Source organism: Bacillus sp. 2D03, assembly GCF_003946765.1.
GTDB lineage: Bacteria > Bacillota > Bacilli > Bacillales > Bacillaceae_G > Bacillus_A > Bacillus_A cereus.
This window is the reverse complement of record NZ_RPSJ01000005.1, coordinates 22346-41128: the sequence shown is the minus strand read 5'-3', so window position 1 is coordinate 41128 and position 18783 is coordinate 22346. Positions and strand designations below refer to the sequence as shown.

Here is an 18783-nt window from a genome sequence, read left to right as displayed (position 1 = left end):
AATACTTTCCCATCATACACGATAATCTGAAAAATGAAAAGTTTATTTCTTTTGCACTTTACGGAATCATCCAAGTTAAATAATATGCCTGAACATAAGTCATAATCCCCACAATTATGACGAAGAACAAGCTATGTTTCACTGTAAAACGGAACAAATCCGATTCTTTTCCAGCAAGACCAACTGCTGCACAAGCGATTGCAATCGACTGCGGAGAAATCATTTTCCCTGTTACACCGCCTGTTGTATTTGCTGCAACGAGAAGCACTTCAGATACGCCGACTTGCTGCGCTGTAATGGCTTGTAAATTTGAGAACAGTGCATTCGCAGACGTATCAGACCCTGTTAGGAATACGCCAATCCAGCCTAAAAATGGTGAGAAGAACGGGAATAGTCCGCCAGTTCCGGCTAATGCTAACGCTAACGTAGAAGATAGACCAGAATAGTTTGCGATAAATGCAAACCCTAGTACAAATCCGATAGATAGAATTGGCATTTTTAATTCGCTTAACGTTTCTTTAAATGTCACTGCTGCATCTTTTACATTCATTTTCAAAATAAACATGGAAATGATACAAGCAATTAAAATCGCTGTTCCAGTTGCCGATAATACATCAAACTTCAGAATTGCCTCGTAAGGCGTTGGTTTATTTACAATTGGCTCTGCTTTCATTACTAGATTATGCAGACCTGGAATTTCAAACTTAAATACAAGACTTTCTAAAGCCCCTCCTGGAGCGAATAATGCCTTAAAGAAACTTTGGCTCCAAATGACTACCATAACCGTTAATACGATAAATGGGGACCATGCCTTCACTACTTTTCCAAACGTTAATTTTGGCATCGATGCTACTGTCGTTGTTGCTGCTACTTCACTATTTGCTTGCCCAGATTGATAAGTTTCTTTCGGCTGCCAAACTTTTAAGAACAGCGCTAAACTAATTAAACTTACAAGTGCCGATGTAATATCCGGAAGTTCCGGTCCTAAAAATGTCGCTGTAATGAACTGCGTAATCGCAAATGAACTACCCGCTACAAGTAACGCAGGCCACGTTTGTCTTATCCCTTTAAATCCATCCATTAAAAATACGATAAAGAATGGAACAAATAATGATAGGAACGGTAATTGATGCCCAGCCATTTGTCCAATTTTATGTGGATCAATACCTGTTACTTGTCCAGCAACTGTAATCGGAATTCCCATCGCTCCGAACGCCACTGGTGCAGTATTTGCAATCAAACAAAGACCTGCTGCGTATAAAGGATTTAACCCAAGACCCGCAAGAAGCGCTGCTGTAATCGCTACTGGTGCCCCAAATCCTGCCGCTCCTTCTAAAAATGCTCCAAATGAAAATCCAATTAAAATAACGAGTAGACGATGATCGTTCGTAATCGATAATACCGATGCACGAATCACATCAAATTGACCTGTTTTTACAGAAATTTTATATAAAAATACGGACATAATGATAATCCAAGCAATTGGCCATAACCCGTACAAAAAACCGTATCCGGTTGCTGCCATTGCCATCGTGAACGGCATTTTATAAGCGAATAACGCTACTAAAACTGTAAGTACAACTGTAATAAATCCTGCCACATACCCCTTCATGCGGAAAACTGCTAAAGCTAAGAAAAAAAAGATAATCGGAATAAGTGCGACCGCTGCCGAAATCCAAATGTTTCCGAATGGATCATAAACTTGTGTCCATGTGTTCATTGTTCTCTCCCCCTAAAGAATCCCCTTTTAAATAGAATAACCTCATCAATAGACTATCAGGTCATCATACCTTTAAGCCTAAAATAAAAAAACGTTTAAGAAAACGTTTTCAACAACTTTCATTTATACTGTACCATAACAATTTCTATTAAAAAAGATTTTTTTGAAAATTTTATTATTTAACAGAAAATCTTACAAAATCGTCACGTTCTTGTAATGTTCATCGATAGGAAGTTTGCCAAAATTATTGCATAATAATAGTATAACAACAGAAATTATTCATGAGGTGATATATATGAACGGAAATAAAATATTAGCTGCGTTATCATACTTTAGTGTACTATTTGCCCCTATCTTATTCCCTATTATCGTTTGGATTGTGGGAGACGCTGAAACAAAACCACATGCAAAACGTGCTCTATGGACACACATCATTCCAAGTATCGCTACATTCATTGGCGTAACTATTCTAGGAATTATGGGTCTTGGATCTGATCAACCAGATGTAACACTTGGAATTGGATCAATGATTGTCTTAGCTATTTGCGGAATCATCAGCTTATACTACTTCATCTGGAACATTGTAAAAGGAATTAAAGTGCTGAAAGCTTAATTTTAAACAAATGTTTGTTTAAAAAGGGCCCCTTGCAATTTGCAAGGGGCCCTTTTCCTAATTCGTTCACTTTATCTTCTGCGTTTCTTCTTTTTTCTCATCATTTTCTTTCGGCGCGTATTCACTTTATCCGCTATAATGTGGAGCGTACTCGCCACAACAATTCCCATTAAGAACGTTACAATTTCAACCTCATGCTTCTTCGCAATTTCTATTAAATTACCATCCAGTGCGATTACATTTAATAGTAATAAAAATGGAGAAAAGACGATTAACATGTACGCAATACGAATTACATCACCAAGTATAATCGTATGTGTAAAGAAAGATCGATGCGGCATTACTTTCTTATAAGGATACCAAAATATACGTAAGAAACCCCATTTGTTATAAGCATTACTGTACGTATCTAAATCTGGTGTTAAAAATGAAGTACCTACTAAAAAACCAATCGCAAAAGTTAATAAAAAATCAAAATTTGTTAATCCATACGAAAAGAGCAAAAACAAAACAACCGGAAGGGATATTAAGTTTATTTTCGTATGCGTTCTTCCTGATGGCATAATGCACTTCCTCGCTTACGTTCGTCCTGTCACCTTATGACAGGTTTCACCTATTGACCTAATTTCTGATCGATAAATGTTGTGTCTATATCCGAACCAAACCATTCTGCCAACTTCACTCGTGCCTTATCTTTCACATCTTCATTGACGTATAACGACACCTGTATTAGTGCGGCCGTTAACGCCCCCAAATCATCCGTATAGCCAATTCCAGCAATGAAATCTGGAATCGCATCAATCGGTGCAATAAAATAAGCAAGTGCTCCAATTACAATAATTTTCACTCGTTTTGGAACATCGGGTCTTTGCAAAACGTAAAACAGTAATAAACTTGCATAAATGACCGATTGCCCTGCTTGCTTTGCAACATGTTTTACTTTCTTCCAAAACGCTTCAACTGAAAATTTTTGTTTCATGTAAAAAGCCTCCCTATTTTTAAAAAGAAATAAGCTACAATATGTTATCAGTAAAAGTTCATGGAAATTACACAAAACCTATCAATGAACTTTTATTGTAACAAACAAACTAAAAAAGAACAAGTGTTCGTTAATTTTCACACTATTTCCTTCATATAATAGATTTCTAGATAACCCTTACCCATATTCATTTCTTATTTCTCAACAAAGAAAATTTTCACTTCCACTTAACATTCTGCTCTACCTTTGTTATATTTTCTAGTTGACGGACATATAAACGAATGTTAAAGTTTTCTCTGGTAGTGACAAATCTTATACAAAAAATGTAAAATGTTATAGTGTTTCTCAGAAATGAATTTTGTTGTATAATACAGAAATGACGTTATGCTTATGAGCAACAAAAGAAACCAAAAGGGTATGCATAGTTATAGTCGTATATGGGTGAATATAGAACCTTTAATTATGGCCAAGAAAACTATGTATTTTTTATTTTAACATTTTTCGCTCCAAAATCGACCAAGCCTGATAGAGAAAGGGTGGAAATGAATGAAAGAAACCTTGAAATCACAATTTCAAAATGTGCGTTTCACTGTATTCGTAGCTTTAGCCTTATGGCTGAAAACTTACCTTATTACACGCACAAGCTTTGATTTAAAACTTGAATCTTTCATGCAAGAATTCATTTTATTCCTTAGCCCATTAGCAGCATCATTACTGCTTGTTGGTCTTGCATTATTTGCAAAAGGGAAAAAACGTAACTATATAGCACTTGGAATTAATTTTGTCTTAACAATCGTTCTTGTTGGTAACGTAATGTTCTACGGATTCTACAATGACTTCGTTACATTACCGGTGCTAGGACAAACATCTAACTTCGGAAGTTTAGGTTCTAGTGTGAAAGAATTATTTAACTACAAAATTATCCTTGCATTTGCAGACATTATCATATTCTTCGTTCTGTTGAAGAAAATGAAAAACTTTGCACCTACAGAGCGTGTAGCACGCCCGATGCGTTCCCTATACTTCGTATCAACAGTTGCTATCTTCTTCGCAAACTTAGGACTTGCAGAAGCTGAACGCCCAGAACTATTAACACGTTCATTCGACCGCGTTATGCTTGTTAAAAACTTAGGATTATATGTACACCAAGTATACGATCTTGGCTTACAAGCAAAATCAAGTTCACAAAAAGCGTTCGCTGACGGTAGTAAATTACAAGAAACAGAAAACTACGTAAAAACAACACAAAGTAAACCAGATCCAAATATGTTCGGTACTGCAAAAGGGAAAAACGTAATTGTTGTCTCTCTTGAGTCATTACAAACATTCTTAATTGGTGCAACAGTTAACGGACAAGAAGTTACACCATTCTTAAACCAATTTACGAAAGAAAGTTATTACTTTGATAACTTCTTCCATCAAACTGGTCAAGGTAAAACATCTGATGCTGAATTCCTAGTAGATACTTCGTTATATCCACTAGACCGCGGTGCTGTATTCTTTACACACGGTAACAATGAATATACAGCAACTCCAGAAATTTTACGTCAGCAAGGGTATCACACGTCGGTATTCCACGCAAACAACGCAACATTCTGGAACCGTAACATTATGTATCCAGCACTTGGTTATGATCGTTACTACAACGAGCTTGATTACAAGATTACGCCAGAAACAAAATTAAATTGGGGATTAAAAGATATCGAATACTTCGATCAATCTATTGATATGTTAAAACAAGTGAAGCAACCATTCTATACTCGCTTCCTTACTTTAACGAATCATTACCCATTCACTTACGATGACAGTACAAAATTAATCGACGAATATAATTCTGGTGATGGAGTATTTGACCGTTACATGGTAACTGCTCGTTACTTAGACGAAGCAATGAAACACTTTATTGAGCGTCTAAAAGCAGAAGGTATTTACGACAACTCAGTAATCGTATTCTACGGTGACCACTACGGTATTTCTGAAAACCATAACCGTGCAATGGCACAGTTCTTAGGAAAAGAAGAAATCACTGCATTTGACCATATGAACTTACAAAAAACACCGATGTTTATTCACGTTCCAGGTCAAAAAGAAGGTAAAACAATTTCGAAACCAACTGGTGAAATTGACATTAAACCAACTATTCTAAACTTACTTGGTGTAGATTCTACAAATGACGTTCGATTCGGTCATGATGTATTCTCACCTGATAATAAAGGATTTGTTGTTCTTCGTGACGGTAGCTTCGTTACAGATAAATACATGTACACAAACAGTACATTCTATGACCGTGCTACTGGCGAAGTTGTACAATTACCGAAAGAAGAATCCCAACCACTAATTGATCGTGCCCAAAATGAATTGAACATGTCTGATAAAATCATTGAAGGTGACTTACTTCGCTTCTCTGAAAGTAATAAGATCAAAACTGGTGAAGTAAAAACAGTTATTAAAGAAGAAAAGAAGAGCGCTGAGTAATCTCAGCCTCTTTTTTATTTTCTTCCATACAACTACTTATATTCATTAACTTTAAAATTACATAACCTTTACCAAATATTCACATAGTGTTAATGAAGAATCTCTATAATAAAATATGTAAACGAGGTTCTACATATTTCTTATCTCTCATCTTTCGTAAGATCCCTTAAAGAAATGTGTAAATCTTTTGTTTCTACTTTCTTATAATTGTCTTTCAACTTGTTTTGTTTCCATACACAAAGCATTCAACGAGACAATGTCCCTATGAAAGATAGCTACCCTCCTTGTGCAGCATTCCATAAGAATGTTGCTTTTTTTTATTTAAAAGCAGGATTCTCATTTCTTATTTTCGAATTTGTATATACAAAATGCTGTAAAGTGAAACTTTAATCAGCCCTCACCAATCGGGCATTTACGGGCAGTAATTCGCCCACTTCACTTCTTTGCTCTACCCGAATTTGTAAGTAGGGGCTTTACTGCCGTTAATGCGGGGTAAATCATCCTTATTTCTCTATGATTTACAAATACATATACGGTCATATGTAGAGAATTGCTCACATAAAAATTACTATAGTGATTTTTATCTCGCATGAATGAAAGTTTCACGTTACTTACGTACTTACGAAAGGATGGGACGGAAATTGGCATACGAAAAATTTGTACTTTGGAATGATGAAGTTATTGATACAACAAAACAACAAATGTACATAGAACTTGAAGAGAGAGGTTCGCAGTTCGGAGATGGTGTCTATGAGGTTATTCGCCTATATAAAGGGAACTTTCATTTATTAGATCCGCACATAACGAGATTATATCGATCCATGGAAGAAGTAGAATTATCGCTCCCTTTCTCAAAAGCTGAGCTCATCACTTTACTTTACAAATTAATTGAACGAAACCATTTCCACGAAGATGGCATCATTTATTTGCAAGTATCTCGTGGTGTACAAGCTCGCACACATGTATTTTCATATGACAACCCTCCGACAATTTATGCCTATATTACAAAAAAAGAACGACCAGCTTTATGGATTGAATATGGTATACGCGCTATATCAGAACCCGATACTCGATGGCTACGCTGTGACATTAAATCATTAAATTTATTACCAAACGTACTAGCTGCTACGAAAGCTGAACGGAAAGGCTGTAAAGAGGCACTTCTCGTAAGGAACGGTATTGTAACGGAAGGGAGCCATTCCAACTTCTTTTTAATTAAAAACAGAACGCTTTACACACATCCAGCCAATCACCTTATTTTAAATGGCATTATTCGTCAATATGTCCTTTCTTTAGCGAATACTCTTCACATTCCTGTGCAGGAAGAACTTTTCAGCGTTCGTGACGTTTATCAAGCAGATGAATGCTTTTTTACAGGCACAACGATTGAAATTTTACCAATGACCCACCTTGATGGGACCGCGATTCAAGATGGGCAAGTTGGGCCTATCACCAAAAAACTGCAAAAATCTTTTAATCAAATCTTATTACAATCCAATATGGCATCTTCTTAAACACGAATAATTTCTGTCCTTTCATATTCAATATATGCATTTAAATGGAAATCAAGGTGTAATTTTATGCCTTGATTTTTTTCTTGTAATCTTTTTGTCATATTCAGATTCCTATATAAGTCTTGACAGTAATCGACATGCTCTTTAGAATTTTTAACAGTTGGTAAATATTTCTTCACTACATTACAGACAGAAAGGAATCGACAAATTATGAAAAAGTATCTTGCCGGTCTTGCGGCAGTGTCTGTAGCAGGAGGAGCAGCACCTACACTTGATAGTGTTCAAGCTGCACCTGAACAAAATACACAAAAAGCTGCTACAACTGTCCAAGCTTCTGCATCAAACAGCTCATCTTATAAGGTAAACGCGAGCGTATTACATGTTCGTGCGGGATCAAGCACTTCTCACGACATCATCTCACGCGTTTATAACGGTCAATCACTAAACGTGATTGGCGAAGAAAACGGTTGGTTCAAAATTAACATTAATGGACAAACAGGCTTTGTTAGTGGCGAATTTGTATCAAAAAGTGGCGCAGCAAACAACAATGTAAGTACAGGTGGAAACAATAAAGTTACCGCTGATGTATTACGTGTACGTACAGCTCCTAACACATCTAGTTCTGTTTCTGGGCGTGTATATGAAGGACAAACATTAAACGTAATTGGACAAGAAAATGGTTGGGTGAAAATTAACCATAATGGACAAGTAGGTTATGTAAGTGGCGAATTCGTATCTGGCGTTTCTTCTAATGCAGGTTCTTCAAACAACAATACGAATAATAACAACCAAGAAGTAAAACCAGCAAGCGGAAACTATACAGTAAATGTATCTTCCCTTCGCGTTCGTACAGGTCCTAGCACTTCTCATACAACTGTAGGTTCTGTCAAAAAAGGACAAGTAGTACAAGTTGTTGGCGAAGTTCAAGATTGGTTCAAAATCAATTACGCAGGACAAACTGCTTATGTAAGCAAAGACTACGTAACAAAAGGCGGTTCTAACGAAAACGTTACAGAAGGCAACAAACAAGAGCAAAACAATAATAATGGAACTATTCAAACTGGTGGTTCTTACGTGGTTAACGCTACATCTCTACGTGTTCGTACAGGCCCTGCCGCTTACCATAGTGTAATTGGTGGCGTTTTAAATGGTACAACATTAAACGTAGTTGGATCTGAAAACGGTTGGTTTAAAGTAAATTACCAAGGAAAAACAGGCTTTGTTAGTAGCGAATTTGTGAAATTCGTTAAAGGTGGCACTACTACTCCTGAGCAACCAAAACAACCTGAAAAACCTAACCAAGGTGCAATTGGCGACTACTACATTAATGCTTCTGCACTAAATGTACGTAGCGGCGAAGGTACAAATTATAGAATCATAGGCGCACTTCCACAAGGACAGAAGGTTCAAGTAATCTCTGAAAACTCTGGATGGAGCAAAATTAACTACAACGGTCAAACTGGTTATATCGGAACACGTTACCTGTCTAAAACACCAGTTGGAGGCGCAGTAGATAATAAGCCTAACAATAACCAAAATAACAATCAAAACAATAACAACAATAATAATACAGGCAATAATAGCGGCGACAGTTCTTCCGTACTTGCATATGCAAAATCAATGCAAGGTGTACCGTACGTTTGGGGCGGAACTTCTGCTAACGGCGTAGACTGCAGTGGCTACATCTACCACGTATTTAAGAAATTTGGTCATAACATTAGCCGTCAAAGTGTTGCGGGATATTGGAGTAGCCTACCAAAAACTTCAAGTCCACAACCGGGTGACTTAATTTATTTCCAAAACACTTATAAATCTGGTCCTTCACACATGGGTATTTACCTTGGAGGCGGATCGTTTATCCAAGCTGGAGATAAAGGTGTCGCAATCGCTTCATTAAGTAACTCTTATTGGAAGAGCCACTTCTTAGGATACACGAAAGCACCTTAATTAATAGTTTCAAAGCCTTCTAGTTTACTAGAAGGCTTTTTTGCTATGAGTTCAACATATTACTCCCTTTCTCCTACCTTCTCTCTACAAAAATAATGTATCCATTCTTCCATTTCATACACTTTATTCTGCAAAAACAATGCATAACGTTATCATAATGTATATATTTTCATAAAAAACATAACCTATTTCATGTCTATTTATTTTATATGTGTTTTTTTGAAGAATTTTCTTTTTATTTAAACTTTTCATTAGACGTTTGACCTCCGATGTCCATTATGATAAGTTACTAAAGATGTTATATTCGCAAACGTATAGACAACTGGTTTATACACTGTTTTTACTATGAGGAAGGAGCATACACTGCATGAATCTTTTATGGGGAATTGGCGGCGTGATTGGAGTATTAGCAATTGCTTTCTTACTATCTTCCAACCGCAAAGCTATTAATTGGCGCACAATTTTAATTGCGCTAGCATTACAAATGTCATTTTCATTTATCGTATTACGATGGGACGCTGGTAAAGCAGGTTTAAAACACGCTGCTGACGGTGTTCAAGGATTAATTAATTTTTCTTACGAGGGAATTAAGTTCGTTACTGGGGATTTAGTCAACGCAAAGGGACCTTGGGGATTTGTATTCTTTATTCAAGCACTACTTCCAATCGTATTTATTAGTTCATTAGTAGCAATCTTATATTATTTCGGTATTATGCAGAAATTTGTTAGCATCGTTGGTGGTGCATTAAGTAAACTTCTTGGAACTTCTAAAGCAGAAAGCCTAAACTCAGTAACGACTGTATTTTTAGGACAAACTGAAGCTCCAATTTTAATTAAACCTTACTTAGCACGCTTAACAAATAGTGAATTCTTCACTATTATGGTAAGCGGTATGACAGCTGTTGCTGGATCCGTTCTTGTCGGTTATGCAGCAATGGGTATTCCGTTAGAGCACTTATTAGCAGCTGCAATTATGGCGGCTCCATCGAGCTTATTAATTGCGAAACTAATCATGCCAGAGACAGAAAAAGTAGATAATAACGTTGAACTTTCTACAGAACGTGAAGACGCAAATGTTATTGATGCAGCTGCACGCGGCGCATCTGAAGGTATGCAACTTGTTATTAACGTAGCAGCAATGTTAATGGCTTTCATCGCATTAATCGCTTTATTAAATGGATTATTAGGATGGGTTGGTTCTCTGTTCGATATTAAACTTAGCCTTGATTTAATCTTTGGTTACTTATTATCACCATTCGCAATCTTAATCGGGGTTTCTCCTGGTGAAGCGATACAAGCAGCAAGCTTTATCGGTCAAAAACTTGCAATCAACGAATTCGTTGCATACGCAAACTTAGGACCACACATGGCAGAGTTCTCTGACAAAACAAATCTAATTTTAACATTTGCAATCTGTGGATTTGCAAACTTCTCTTCTATCGCAATTCAATTAGGTGTAACAGGAACGTTAGCTCCTACTCGCCGTAAACAAATTGCACAATTAGGGATTAAAGCAGTTATCGCTGGTACATTAGCGAACTTCTTAAACGCAGCAGTTGCAGGTATGATGTTCCTATAAACTTATATAGAGTCTTCTCTTTCTACAAGAGGAGACTTTTTTCATGCAATCCAAACGTCTTTTATGTATCTATTAATCAATTTATCCTAAATATAAGCACATTATGATACAATAATGTTTAAGTCTTTTTATTTTTCTTATGAAAATAGAGATACTACTTGTTGTTGCCCTTCAAAAGAGTTTAACGACATGGTCAATTTCTTAATAATTGCGCATACTACAAGTATCTATTGATGAAATAGCTTTAAGGAGGAAAGTTTTGTGAAAGATAAGTTCTATAAAATCCTCTCTATGTGGATTTTACAAATTGTATTTTATTTTACTACTGTATATGTGACGAAATATGAGCATGCTCTCATTTTTACAATAATATACATAATCGTAAATGTACTATTCTTATTTTTAGCTGACAAAACAGCATTTGTTTTCTTCATACTAGGAACCATTATTTCCGTATTTTATTTGTTCTATCAAGCATGGCTTCACTTATGGAGTACATCAGATCAATGGCAATATATGATTACCCACTTCCTGATGGCAGCTAACTTCTTCATTGTATATATAACAACTCACCTATTGAAAAAAGTGATTCATGAAAATAAAGCTTTAACTGAGCGTGTGAGAACATTGGAACAATATATTGGAGAATCCAAATTACTAACAAGACAAGAATTCGAGAGACGCCAAGCGTTATTAACGACTGCAATGAATCGTCGTAATGAAACAGGCATTATTGTTTACTTTGATTTCACTTCCTTTAGTAAATATACAAAGGAAAGTGTTATGGACCGTGTAGCTTCTTTATTAGTTGAAACGGTAAGGAATGATTTTGACCTTGCTGCTGAATATGATAATAATACGCTAGTTATTTTATTACAAAACACAAATGAAGCTGGTGCTGACATTGTAATGAACCGCCTAAAACCAAAAATGGAGCAATGGCTTGCTGCTAAAGCAATCAAAGATATAAAAATTTCACGCGAGCAAATTGGAAACAAAGGACAGACACTGTTATGATGACTCTCGTTATACTTCTTTTATTCCTTCTGTTTTGCGTACTCGTTTTTTGGATTAGTATCACATTTTCAATTAAATATGTACTTATTTTTACGGCCTTTCTATTCTCTGGCTTACTCGTTTACTACTCTTTCTTAACAATCGCGGGCTTAATTCACCGAAATAGTAAACGAAAAGATCGTACGCTAGAACATTATCCGAGCGTCGATATTTTCATACCTGCCCATAATGAAGGCGTCGTTATTAAAGATACTTTAGAGGCGATGGCAAAGATTGAATATCCAGGAAAGCTAACTATTTATTTATTAAATGATAACTCTCAAGATGAAACACCTGAAATCGGCGATGATTTCGACAAAGCTTATGCTCATATTCGCCATATTCGTGTTCCTCCCGGTGAACCGAAGGGTAAATCACGTGTACTAAACTATGGGCTTAGTATTTCAGATGGTGAGTACTTCTGTGTTTACGATGCAGATAACCAACCTGAACCACACGCACTGCGAATGCTTGTAGAGCACGCTGAAACAACTGAAGATGCTGTTGGAGCTGTTGGACACGTTCGTACAGTAAACGAAAAAAGAAACTGGTTGACGCGAATGATTTCGCTAGAATTCCAAATCTTCCAGCTCCTTATGCAATCTGGACGCTGGTTACTATTCCAAACGGGCTCGCTGACAGGAACAAACATGCTTCTTCGTCGCTCCGCACTAGAAGAGCTTGGTGGCTATGACCCTTACGCAATTGCAGAAGATGCTGAATTAACATTACGAATTACACAAAAAGGTTATCTCTTACCAATCGTCCCAGAATCAGTTACTTGGGAACAAGAACCAGAGCATTTAAAAATTCTTATTAAACAACGTACACGTTGGCTCCAAGGAAATTTATATATTTTAGAAAAAATGTTCTCATCATTAAGTTTCTTTAAAGGAAAGCTGCTTGTTCATTCCTTACAACAAGTTCTAGTGTATGTTGTATTTTGGCTATTCCTAATCATTTCGAACGTTTGGTTTGTAATTGGGCTGCTCGGGATATTCCAAATTCAATATAGCATTCCGCTACTATTTATGTGGTATGTCGCATATATTACATATGTTTCTCAATTATTTAGTGCCCAGAGTGTCGAACGAACCTTTACACCGACTAATATTTTTATTAGCGTTATTATGTACTTTACGTACGCACAGCTCTTTACGTACTTATTTATTCGTAGCTTAATCTTATACTTACGTGCAAAGAGCAAGAAACAAGTCATTGGCTGGGATAAAACAGTTCGATTCAAAAAAGATAAATAATAAAAATAAGCACAGAGCGCCGTATGCTCTGTGCTTATTTATTGCCGTATAAATTATATATCAGACAATACCCCTTAGCTGAAAGTAATTTCACGTCCATCCCCCAACGAACGATCGACCTTCATTTATATACGAAAAAGTGATTGCTATTTTTGTAGAACCAATTGCTTCTCTTGCTGTTCTTTGCGCGTTTCAGTCTTAGGTTCCGTGCTTTCTTGGACACTACGATGTGCCACACGTTTCAAACAAATATGCTTCCACTTTCTTTCGTAACGTTTCATTATTCTAGATGTCCCCCTTGAATGCGCTTTAAAACTATTTGAAATCGCTTACAGGAAATAATATAGCACATATATATAAACGTGACAACACATTTCCGACAATTTTTTGTCAAAAATATGAATAGAATTCGTAAGAGATCGAATATTGTCGAAACCTATCGTTTTTTCTTCGTATAAAAGGCATACTACTTATATGGTAAAGTATTTTATTTCCCCTACCCGCATTTCAAATTCCTTCTATATAAAGTGAGATTTTAATCAGTCATCACCAATCAGACTTTTACAGGCAGCCCGATTTCTTTGCTTTTGCTGACTTTTGAGTTGGGGGGCTTACTGCCCGACAAATAGAGGGATTAAAAAAAGAGCTGATATAAAATCAGCTCTTTTCCTTCTATTATTAATGACGCTTCATACGTCCTTCTTTTTGTAACTCTTTAAATAATGCTGCCATCATAAAGAAAATAACAAAGACGAATGGGAATGCTGCAATGATAGCTGCCGTTTGTAAGGCTTCTAATCCGCCAATATATAATAAGGTAGAAGCTATCGCGGCTAGAACGATACCCCAAATCATTTTAATACGATTTGGTGGGTTTAAACTACCATGTGTCGTTAACATGCCTAAAACAAATGTTGCAGAGTCTGCAGATGTAATAAAGAATGTAGAAATAAGAAGAATCGCTAAAACAGATAAAGCTGATCCAAAGCTTCCCATCTGATCGAACATAGCAAACAATCCTACTTCTGTTCCCATCTCTTTAATTTTTTCAAAGATATGTGCATCACCAAACAGCTCCATGTGAATACCAGTCCCGCCGAAAACGGAGAACCAAAGCGCACCGATTACGGTCGGTACAAGTAACACACCGATAACAAACTCACGAATTGTACGACCTCGTGAAACACGAGCAATAAACGTACCTACGAACGGTGACCATGCAATCCACCATGCCCAATAGAAAATTGTCCATGACTGAATCCATTGATTTCCGCCTTCATCCAATGGACTTAAACGGAAACTCATACTTGGCAATTCCTGAATATACGAACCTATTGTTGAAGTGAAGTAATTCATAATAAAGTTTGTTGGACCTGCAAATAATACAATAATCATAAGTGCAAACGCAAAAATAATGTTCGTATTACTTAAATATTTAATTCCTTTATCAAGACCTGTTTGTGCAGATAACATGAAAAGAACTGTTACGATTGCAATAATAACTAACTGTGTCGTTAATGAATTCGGGATAGATGTTAAATAGCTAACACCACCTGCAATTTGTTTTGCACCGAGACCTAATGACGTTGCAACACCAAACACAGTTGCGAAAACAGCTAACACATCAAATGAATGAGCAATACGCCCGTGTTCCCCGCCCTTAAATAACGGACCTACTGTCGCACTAATCGTACTTGCTTTTCCTTTTCTAAAGGTAAAATAAGCAATACATAACGCTACAAACGCATATAGTCCCCAAGGATGTAATCCCCAATGGAAAAATGAAAAACGCAGTGCAAGGCGCGCACTTTCCTCAGTTGCACTATCTCCAAACGGAGGTGCGTATAAATGATTTAATGGTTCGGCAACGCCCCAGAAAACTAAGCCGATACCCATACCAGCACTAAATAACATAGCAAACCATGTCATATAACTATAATCAGGTTCGTCATCATCTTTACCTAAACGAATAGAACCGTATTTCGAAACAATTAAAAAGATAGACACACCTAAAATAATAGAAACGGAAATAATATAAAACCAGCCAAACTTACTAACTAATGCAGTTTGAATTGCGGTTGTTACATTTCCTAAACTACCTTTTCCAATAATAGATTCGGGAATAATCCCCCAAATTGTAAATGCAATACATAATGTTAATGAAACGATGAATGTTTTTGTCAGTTTCCTCATCAAATCCCCCTTCGTAGGTTTCGCTTTTGTAAATAACATAAATTCCGATATGTAAAATCGGATAGAAAACTATAATTTTGCGGTGATTTTCTTACTTTCACCTTCACCAATTCGAATTCTTATGGACAGCCTTACCTTTCGTATAACCTTTTCACTCTGCAAGAGCTACAAGTTAGAAATACTGGTGTCAAATTGTGTGAGAAAAACGCGGATAGGAATGTATTTTCCTAAAAAAGGATGTGTTACATATGTAAAAAAGGGCAAATTTCTTCCTTGCAACCCTTTCGTTTTGTAACAATTATGCGGTTTTTTTGCTAGTATATAGCACGTGTTTATAGCTTCACAAACAAAATGTTTATGTTTATATAACTATATTACCCATAAAACGGTAAAATACTCAAGGAATGTAATCGTTTAGTAAACATCATGTAACATTCCTGTAATATTTTTATTTACGTCGAAAAAAACATGTTGTATTAAATATTTTGAATATAACTAGAAACCTATGAGTCATATAGAATGAAAAACGCTTTCCTATATTTTTTGTTATATTACAGGATATTAACGACTTATTACGAATGGTTTGTAATTGTGTGTTTTCCCCAAATCCGAAAAAATCTGTTGCTATAATGAGGACACGAAAACAAACGCAATGGAGGCTATCATGAAAAAATTAATTGGTATAGCAACAGCAGCAGTTTTTGGTCTTGGGATTTTCACATCATCTGCTAATGCAGAAACTGTTGTAACAACAGACGTACTAAACGTACGCGAAAACCCTACTACGGAATCAAAAGTTGTCGGTAAATTACTAAACGGTAATAAAATAGATGTACAAAATACAGAGAACGGATGGTCAAAAGTTACTTTAAACGGTAAAGACGCATTCGTAAGTGCAGAGTTCACAAAAAGCATCTACTACGTAACAGCTAACGTATTAAACGTACGTGCTGAAGCGAACACAAACTCAGAGGTTCTTGGAAAGTTGAAGAAAGACGATGTAATCGAAACAACGAACCAAGTACAAAATGAGTGGTTACAATTTGAATATAACGGGAAAACAGCTTATGTTCATGTTCCTTTCTTAACAGGTACAGCACCTGTAATTGAGAAACAAGAAACAACTGCTCCTGCTAAAGCTGAAGCACCAGCTAAGGCTCAAGCACCTGCAGCACAAGCAAAACCAGCTACTAAGCCTGCTGTAAAAGCTGCTGAAACTAGCGAACCATCTGGTGGTCGTGAGTTAACAGTTGTAGCTACAGCATATACAGCTCACCCGAGCGAAAACGGTGGCACATATGGCGGCCGTGTATTAACTGCAATGGGTCATGATTTAACTGCGAATCCAAACATGAAAATGATCGCTGTTGACCCGAAAGTAATCCCATTAGGATCTAAAGTATGGGTAGAAGGTTACGGAGAAGCTATCGCTGGAGATACTGGTGGTGCAATTAAAGGTAACCGTATTGATATCTTACTTGGATCAGATAGCGCTGCTCAAAAATGGGGACGCAAAACTGTTAAAGTGAAAATTTTAAAATAACCAATGACTGCTAAATTACAAGCCGGTTCTCTTTATTGAGAGCTGGCTTTTATTTATTTATAATACATATAAGGAGGCTATGCCCATGAATGTACAAGCAAAAGTAGACTGGATTGGTACGCCAAAACCGTACATATATAAAGATGAAGTAACATATAACGCTACGTCTATTGATTTCTCACTCGCTGGCGATGATAACCGCTATAAGTTAATTGTGCTCAAGTCTGAAAACAATACACATTACAAAATTGTGCAATATGGAGTAAAACCAGGCTCTCAAAAGCCATTTCCTATCGACATTCCATTTGAACAAAACATGTTACCAATTATAGAGCAGATATTACATGATCCATATGTACAAGAAATATTAAAAGAAACACACTCATAATTGTAAAAAAATATATCAACGATTTTTCAATTATATCTATCATAACTTACGATATATCAACGGTTCGACACGAAATATCGATTTAGCTACAAAAAAGAAGCTGTTCAAATATTGAACAGCTTCTCTCATATTAACGAGTTGGACCAGATACATCTTCTGATTTCAAAGTATTATTTGCACCAAGAGAATAATACAACATCTTTCCATTTCCATTCACGGTTACAATATGTTCGTTATTAAAACTTTTGAACTTCACAGATCCATCACCGTAACGAATATGATACTCTTCATATGTCGTTACTTTATATTTCGTATCACTTTGACGCTCTACATTACGAACTTCCATCGCTAATAAGTCTTCTGTAATTCCTTTTTTGTGTAAATACTGTATATAATCACGGTCTTCCTTATACGATTTCCCGCTCTTATCATAATTCTTTTCAATTAAACTAAAATCATTTAATGAAATTGCACGTACGTTATCATAAATATGATTTCTTACAAATTCGCCCACCGCTGAACTTGATGTTTCTTTCGGGAATTTTAAGTAATACGTGCTTTGGTCTCCAATTTTAACACTTTCAGATTTCATCACACCAAAATCAGTAGTTTTCTCTAAATGTACTTCTACTGTTTCATCTGTGGATACAGGACCAAGCTTATAACTTCCATAATTTAATTTTCCACGTTTTTTCCCGTTCACAAATACAGTTGCATCACTTTCATCAGAAGAAATGCTTACATACTTGCCTTCAAGCGATAAATCCACTTTCACCTTCTCGCTCTGTTCATCCGCTAAATCTACTTCTTTCTCTGTTTCTAATTCAGTAAGTTCTGTCTTCGCCGTTGCCTTTACAACATATGTACCTGGGAAGTATGGCCCCAACTCTTTCGAAGTTTTATCACTAGAAAGCTCTGTTTCTTTTTTGTCATTCACATGTATTTCTGCATTTTTTGCAGTTGTACTAATGCTCATATAATAAGATTTCATGCTTAACTTATACTTTGGATATAAGAACCACTCTTTTCCCTCTTCTACTATTTCCCCGTCTTTAAATGCAGGTTTATCTTTTGTTAACTTTTGATCTACTGTCTCTTTCTGTAAATAAGACAGTAATTGTTTGTTGTAAGAAGGATTCTCTTTTAAATAACGCATGTACGCTTTAATATCCTCTGTCTTAATCTTTAAGCTTGAATCATTCGCTTTTACAAACTCATCAATTGCATTAATATCTTTCTTTTGGAATGCTTCAATCATTACATTTACTTGCTTTTCTTTTGAAAACTTATATGCTCCAAATTTATATGCCCCAAATAATAATGCAGCAATAACAACAAAACCAATGATCAAAAATAAATTTTTCTTACTTTTCACTGGTTTTGTCTCGCTTTGTAATTCTGTATATGAAGCAGCAGTGTTATCAACAATTACTTCTACTTTACTCCCACACTCCGGACAAAAGTTCAAATGGTCTGCAACGTTCTTTTTACATGTTCCACAAAACTTCAACGTGCTC

At 36.1% G+C, this 18783-nt stretch carries 14 protein-coding genes; 9 read left to right on the top strand and 5 right to left on the bottom strand.

The annotated features are described in order from the left end of the window. Positions 1–58 precede the first annotated feature (58 nt). Positions 59–1720 carry an L-lactate permease gene (gene lldP / locus EBQ15_RS13000; RefSeq protein WP_001099341.1) on the bottom strand — a complete coding sequence of 554 codons (1662 nt, stop codon included), beginning with the start codon at positions 1718–1720 and terminating at the stop codon, positions 59–61. A gap of 295 nt (positions 1721–2015) precedes the next feature. Between lldP and EBQ15_RS12995 the strand changes: the two genes are divergently transcribed. Continuing rightward, the gene (locus EBQ15_RS12995) at positions 2016–2333 is read left to right on the top strand and encodes a magnetosome magnetite crystal formation protein family (RefSeq protein ID WP_001014099.1); all 318 of its coding nucleotides are present in this window, start codon (positions 2016–2018) and stop codon (positions 2331–2333) included. A 71-nt stretch (positions 2334–2404) separates the two neighbouring features. On the opposite strand, the gene EBQ15_RS12990 is transcribed toward EBQ15_RS12995, so the two are convergent. Further along, on the bottom strand, positions 2405–2896 hold the full coding sequence (locus EBQ15_RS12990; RefSeq protein WP_001139060.1) for a metal-binding protein: 492 nt from the start codon (positions 2894–2896) through the stop codon (positions 2405–2407). Positions 2897–2946: 50 nt separating this feature from the next. Then, positions 2947–3312, bottom strand: coding sequence for a YkvA family protein (locus EBQ15_RS12985; RefSeq protein ID WP_000810369.1), 366 nt, complete (start codon positions 3310–3312; stop codon positions 2947–2949). 546 nt (positions 3313–3858) lie between these two features. On the opposite strand from EBQ15_RS12985, the gene EBQ15_RS12975 reads away from it, so the two are divergent. The 6 genes from EBQ15_RS12975 to EBQ15_RS12945 all read left to right on the top strand — a co-directional run bounded on the left by EBQ15_RS12975 (position 3859) and on the right by EBQ15_RS12945 (position 13142). Then, positions 3859–5787 carry an LTA synthase family protein gene (locus EBQ15_RS12975; protein ID WP_000665350.1) on the top strand — a complete coding sequence of 643 codons (1929 nt, stop codon included), beginning with the start codon at positions 3859–3861 and terminating at the stop codon, positions 5785–5787. Between the two features lie 629 nt (positions 5788–6416). Then, a complete protein-coding gene (locus EBQ15_RS12970; protein ID WP_082186615.1) occupies positions 6417–7301 on the top strand; it encodes a D-amino-acid transaminase in 885 nt (294 codons plus the stop codon). Positions 7302–7511: 210 nt separating this feature from the next. Beyond that, entirely contained in the window at positions 7512–9248 is a 1737-nt protein-coding gene (locus tag EBQ15_RS12960) for a C40 family peptidase (protein WP_000760292.1), read from the top strand. 367 nt (positions 9249–9615) lie between these two features. Then, positions 9616–10827 carry a NupC/NupG family nucleoside CNT transporter gene (locus tag EBQ15_RS12955; protein WP_001051029.1) on the top strand — a complete coding sequence of 404 codons (1212 nt, stop codon included), beginning with the start codon at positions 9616–9618 and terminating at the stop codon, positions 10825–10827. Between the two features lie 261 nt (positions 10828–11088). Next, positions 11089–11844 carry a diguanylate cyclase domain-containing protein gene (locus EBQ15_RS12950; RefSeq protein ID WP_000653232.1) on the top strand — a complete coding sequence of 252 codons (756 nt, stop codon included), beginning with the start codon at positions 11089–11091 and terminating at the stop codon, positions 11842–11844. Then, positions 11841–13142, top strand: coding sequence for a glycosyltransferase family 2 protein (locus EBQ15_RS12945; protein ID WP_000988751.1), 1302 nt, complete (start codon positions 11841–11843; stop codon positions 13140–13142). The genes EBQ15_RS12950 and EBQ15_RS12945 overlap by 4 nt, the downstream gene beginning before the upstream one ends. Before the next feature lie 678 nt (positions 13143–13820). On the opposite strand, the gene opuD is transcribed toward EBQ15_RS12945, so the two are convergent. After that, positions 13821–15335 (bottom strand): glycine betaine transporter OpuD, encoded by a 1515-nt coding sequence (gene opuD, locus EBQ15_RS12940; RefSeq protein WP_001229104.1) that lies wholly within the window; start codon positions 15333–15335, stop codon positions 13821–13823. A 664-nt stretch (positions 15336–15999) separates the two neighbouring features. Between opuD and EBQ15_RS12930 the strand changes: the two genes are divergently transcribed. Then, a complete protein-coding gene (locus tag EBQ15_RS12930; protein WP_000733351.1) occupies positions 16000–16878 on the top strand; it encodes a cell wall-binding protein EntA in 879 nt (292 codons plus the stop codon). An 85-nt stretch (positions 16879–16963) separates the two neighbouring features. Next, on the top strand, positions 16964–17266 hold the full coding sequence (locus EBQ15_RS12925; protein ID WP_001102542.1) for a DUF3910 family protein: 303 nt from the start codon (positions 16964–16966) through the stop codon (positions 17264–17266). 130 nt (positions 17267–17396) lie between these two features. On the opposite strand, the gene EBQ15_RS12920 is transcribed toward EBQ15_RS12925, so the two are convergent. After that, a complete protein-coding gene (locus EBQ15_RS12920; protein WP_000666891.1) occupies positions 17397–18776 on the bottom strand; it encodes a zinc ribbon domain-containing protein in 1380 nt (459 codons plus the stop codon). Positions 18777–18783: the final 7 nt, after the last annotated feature.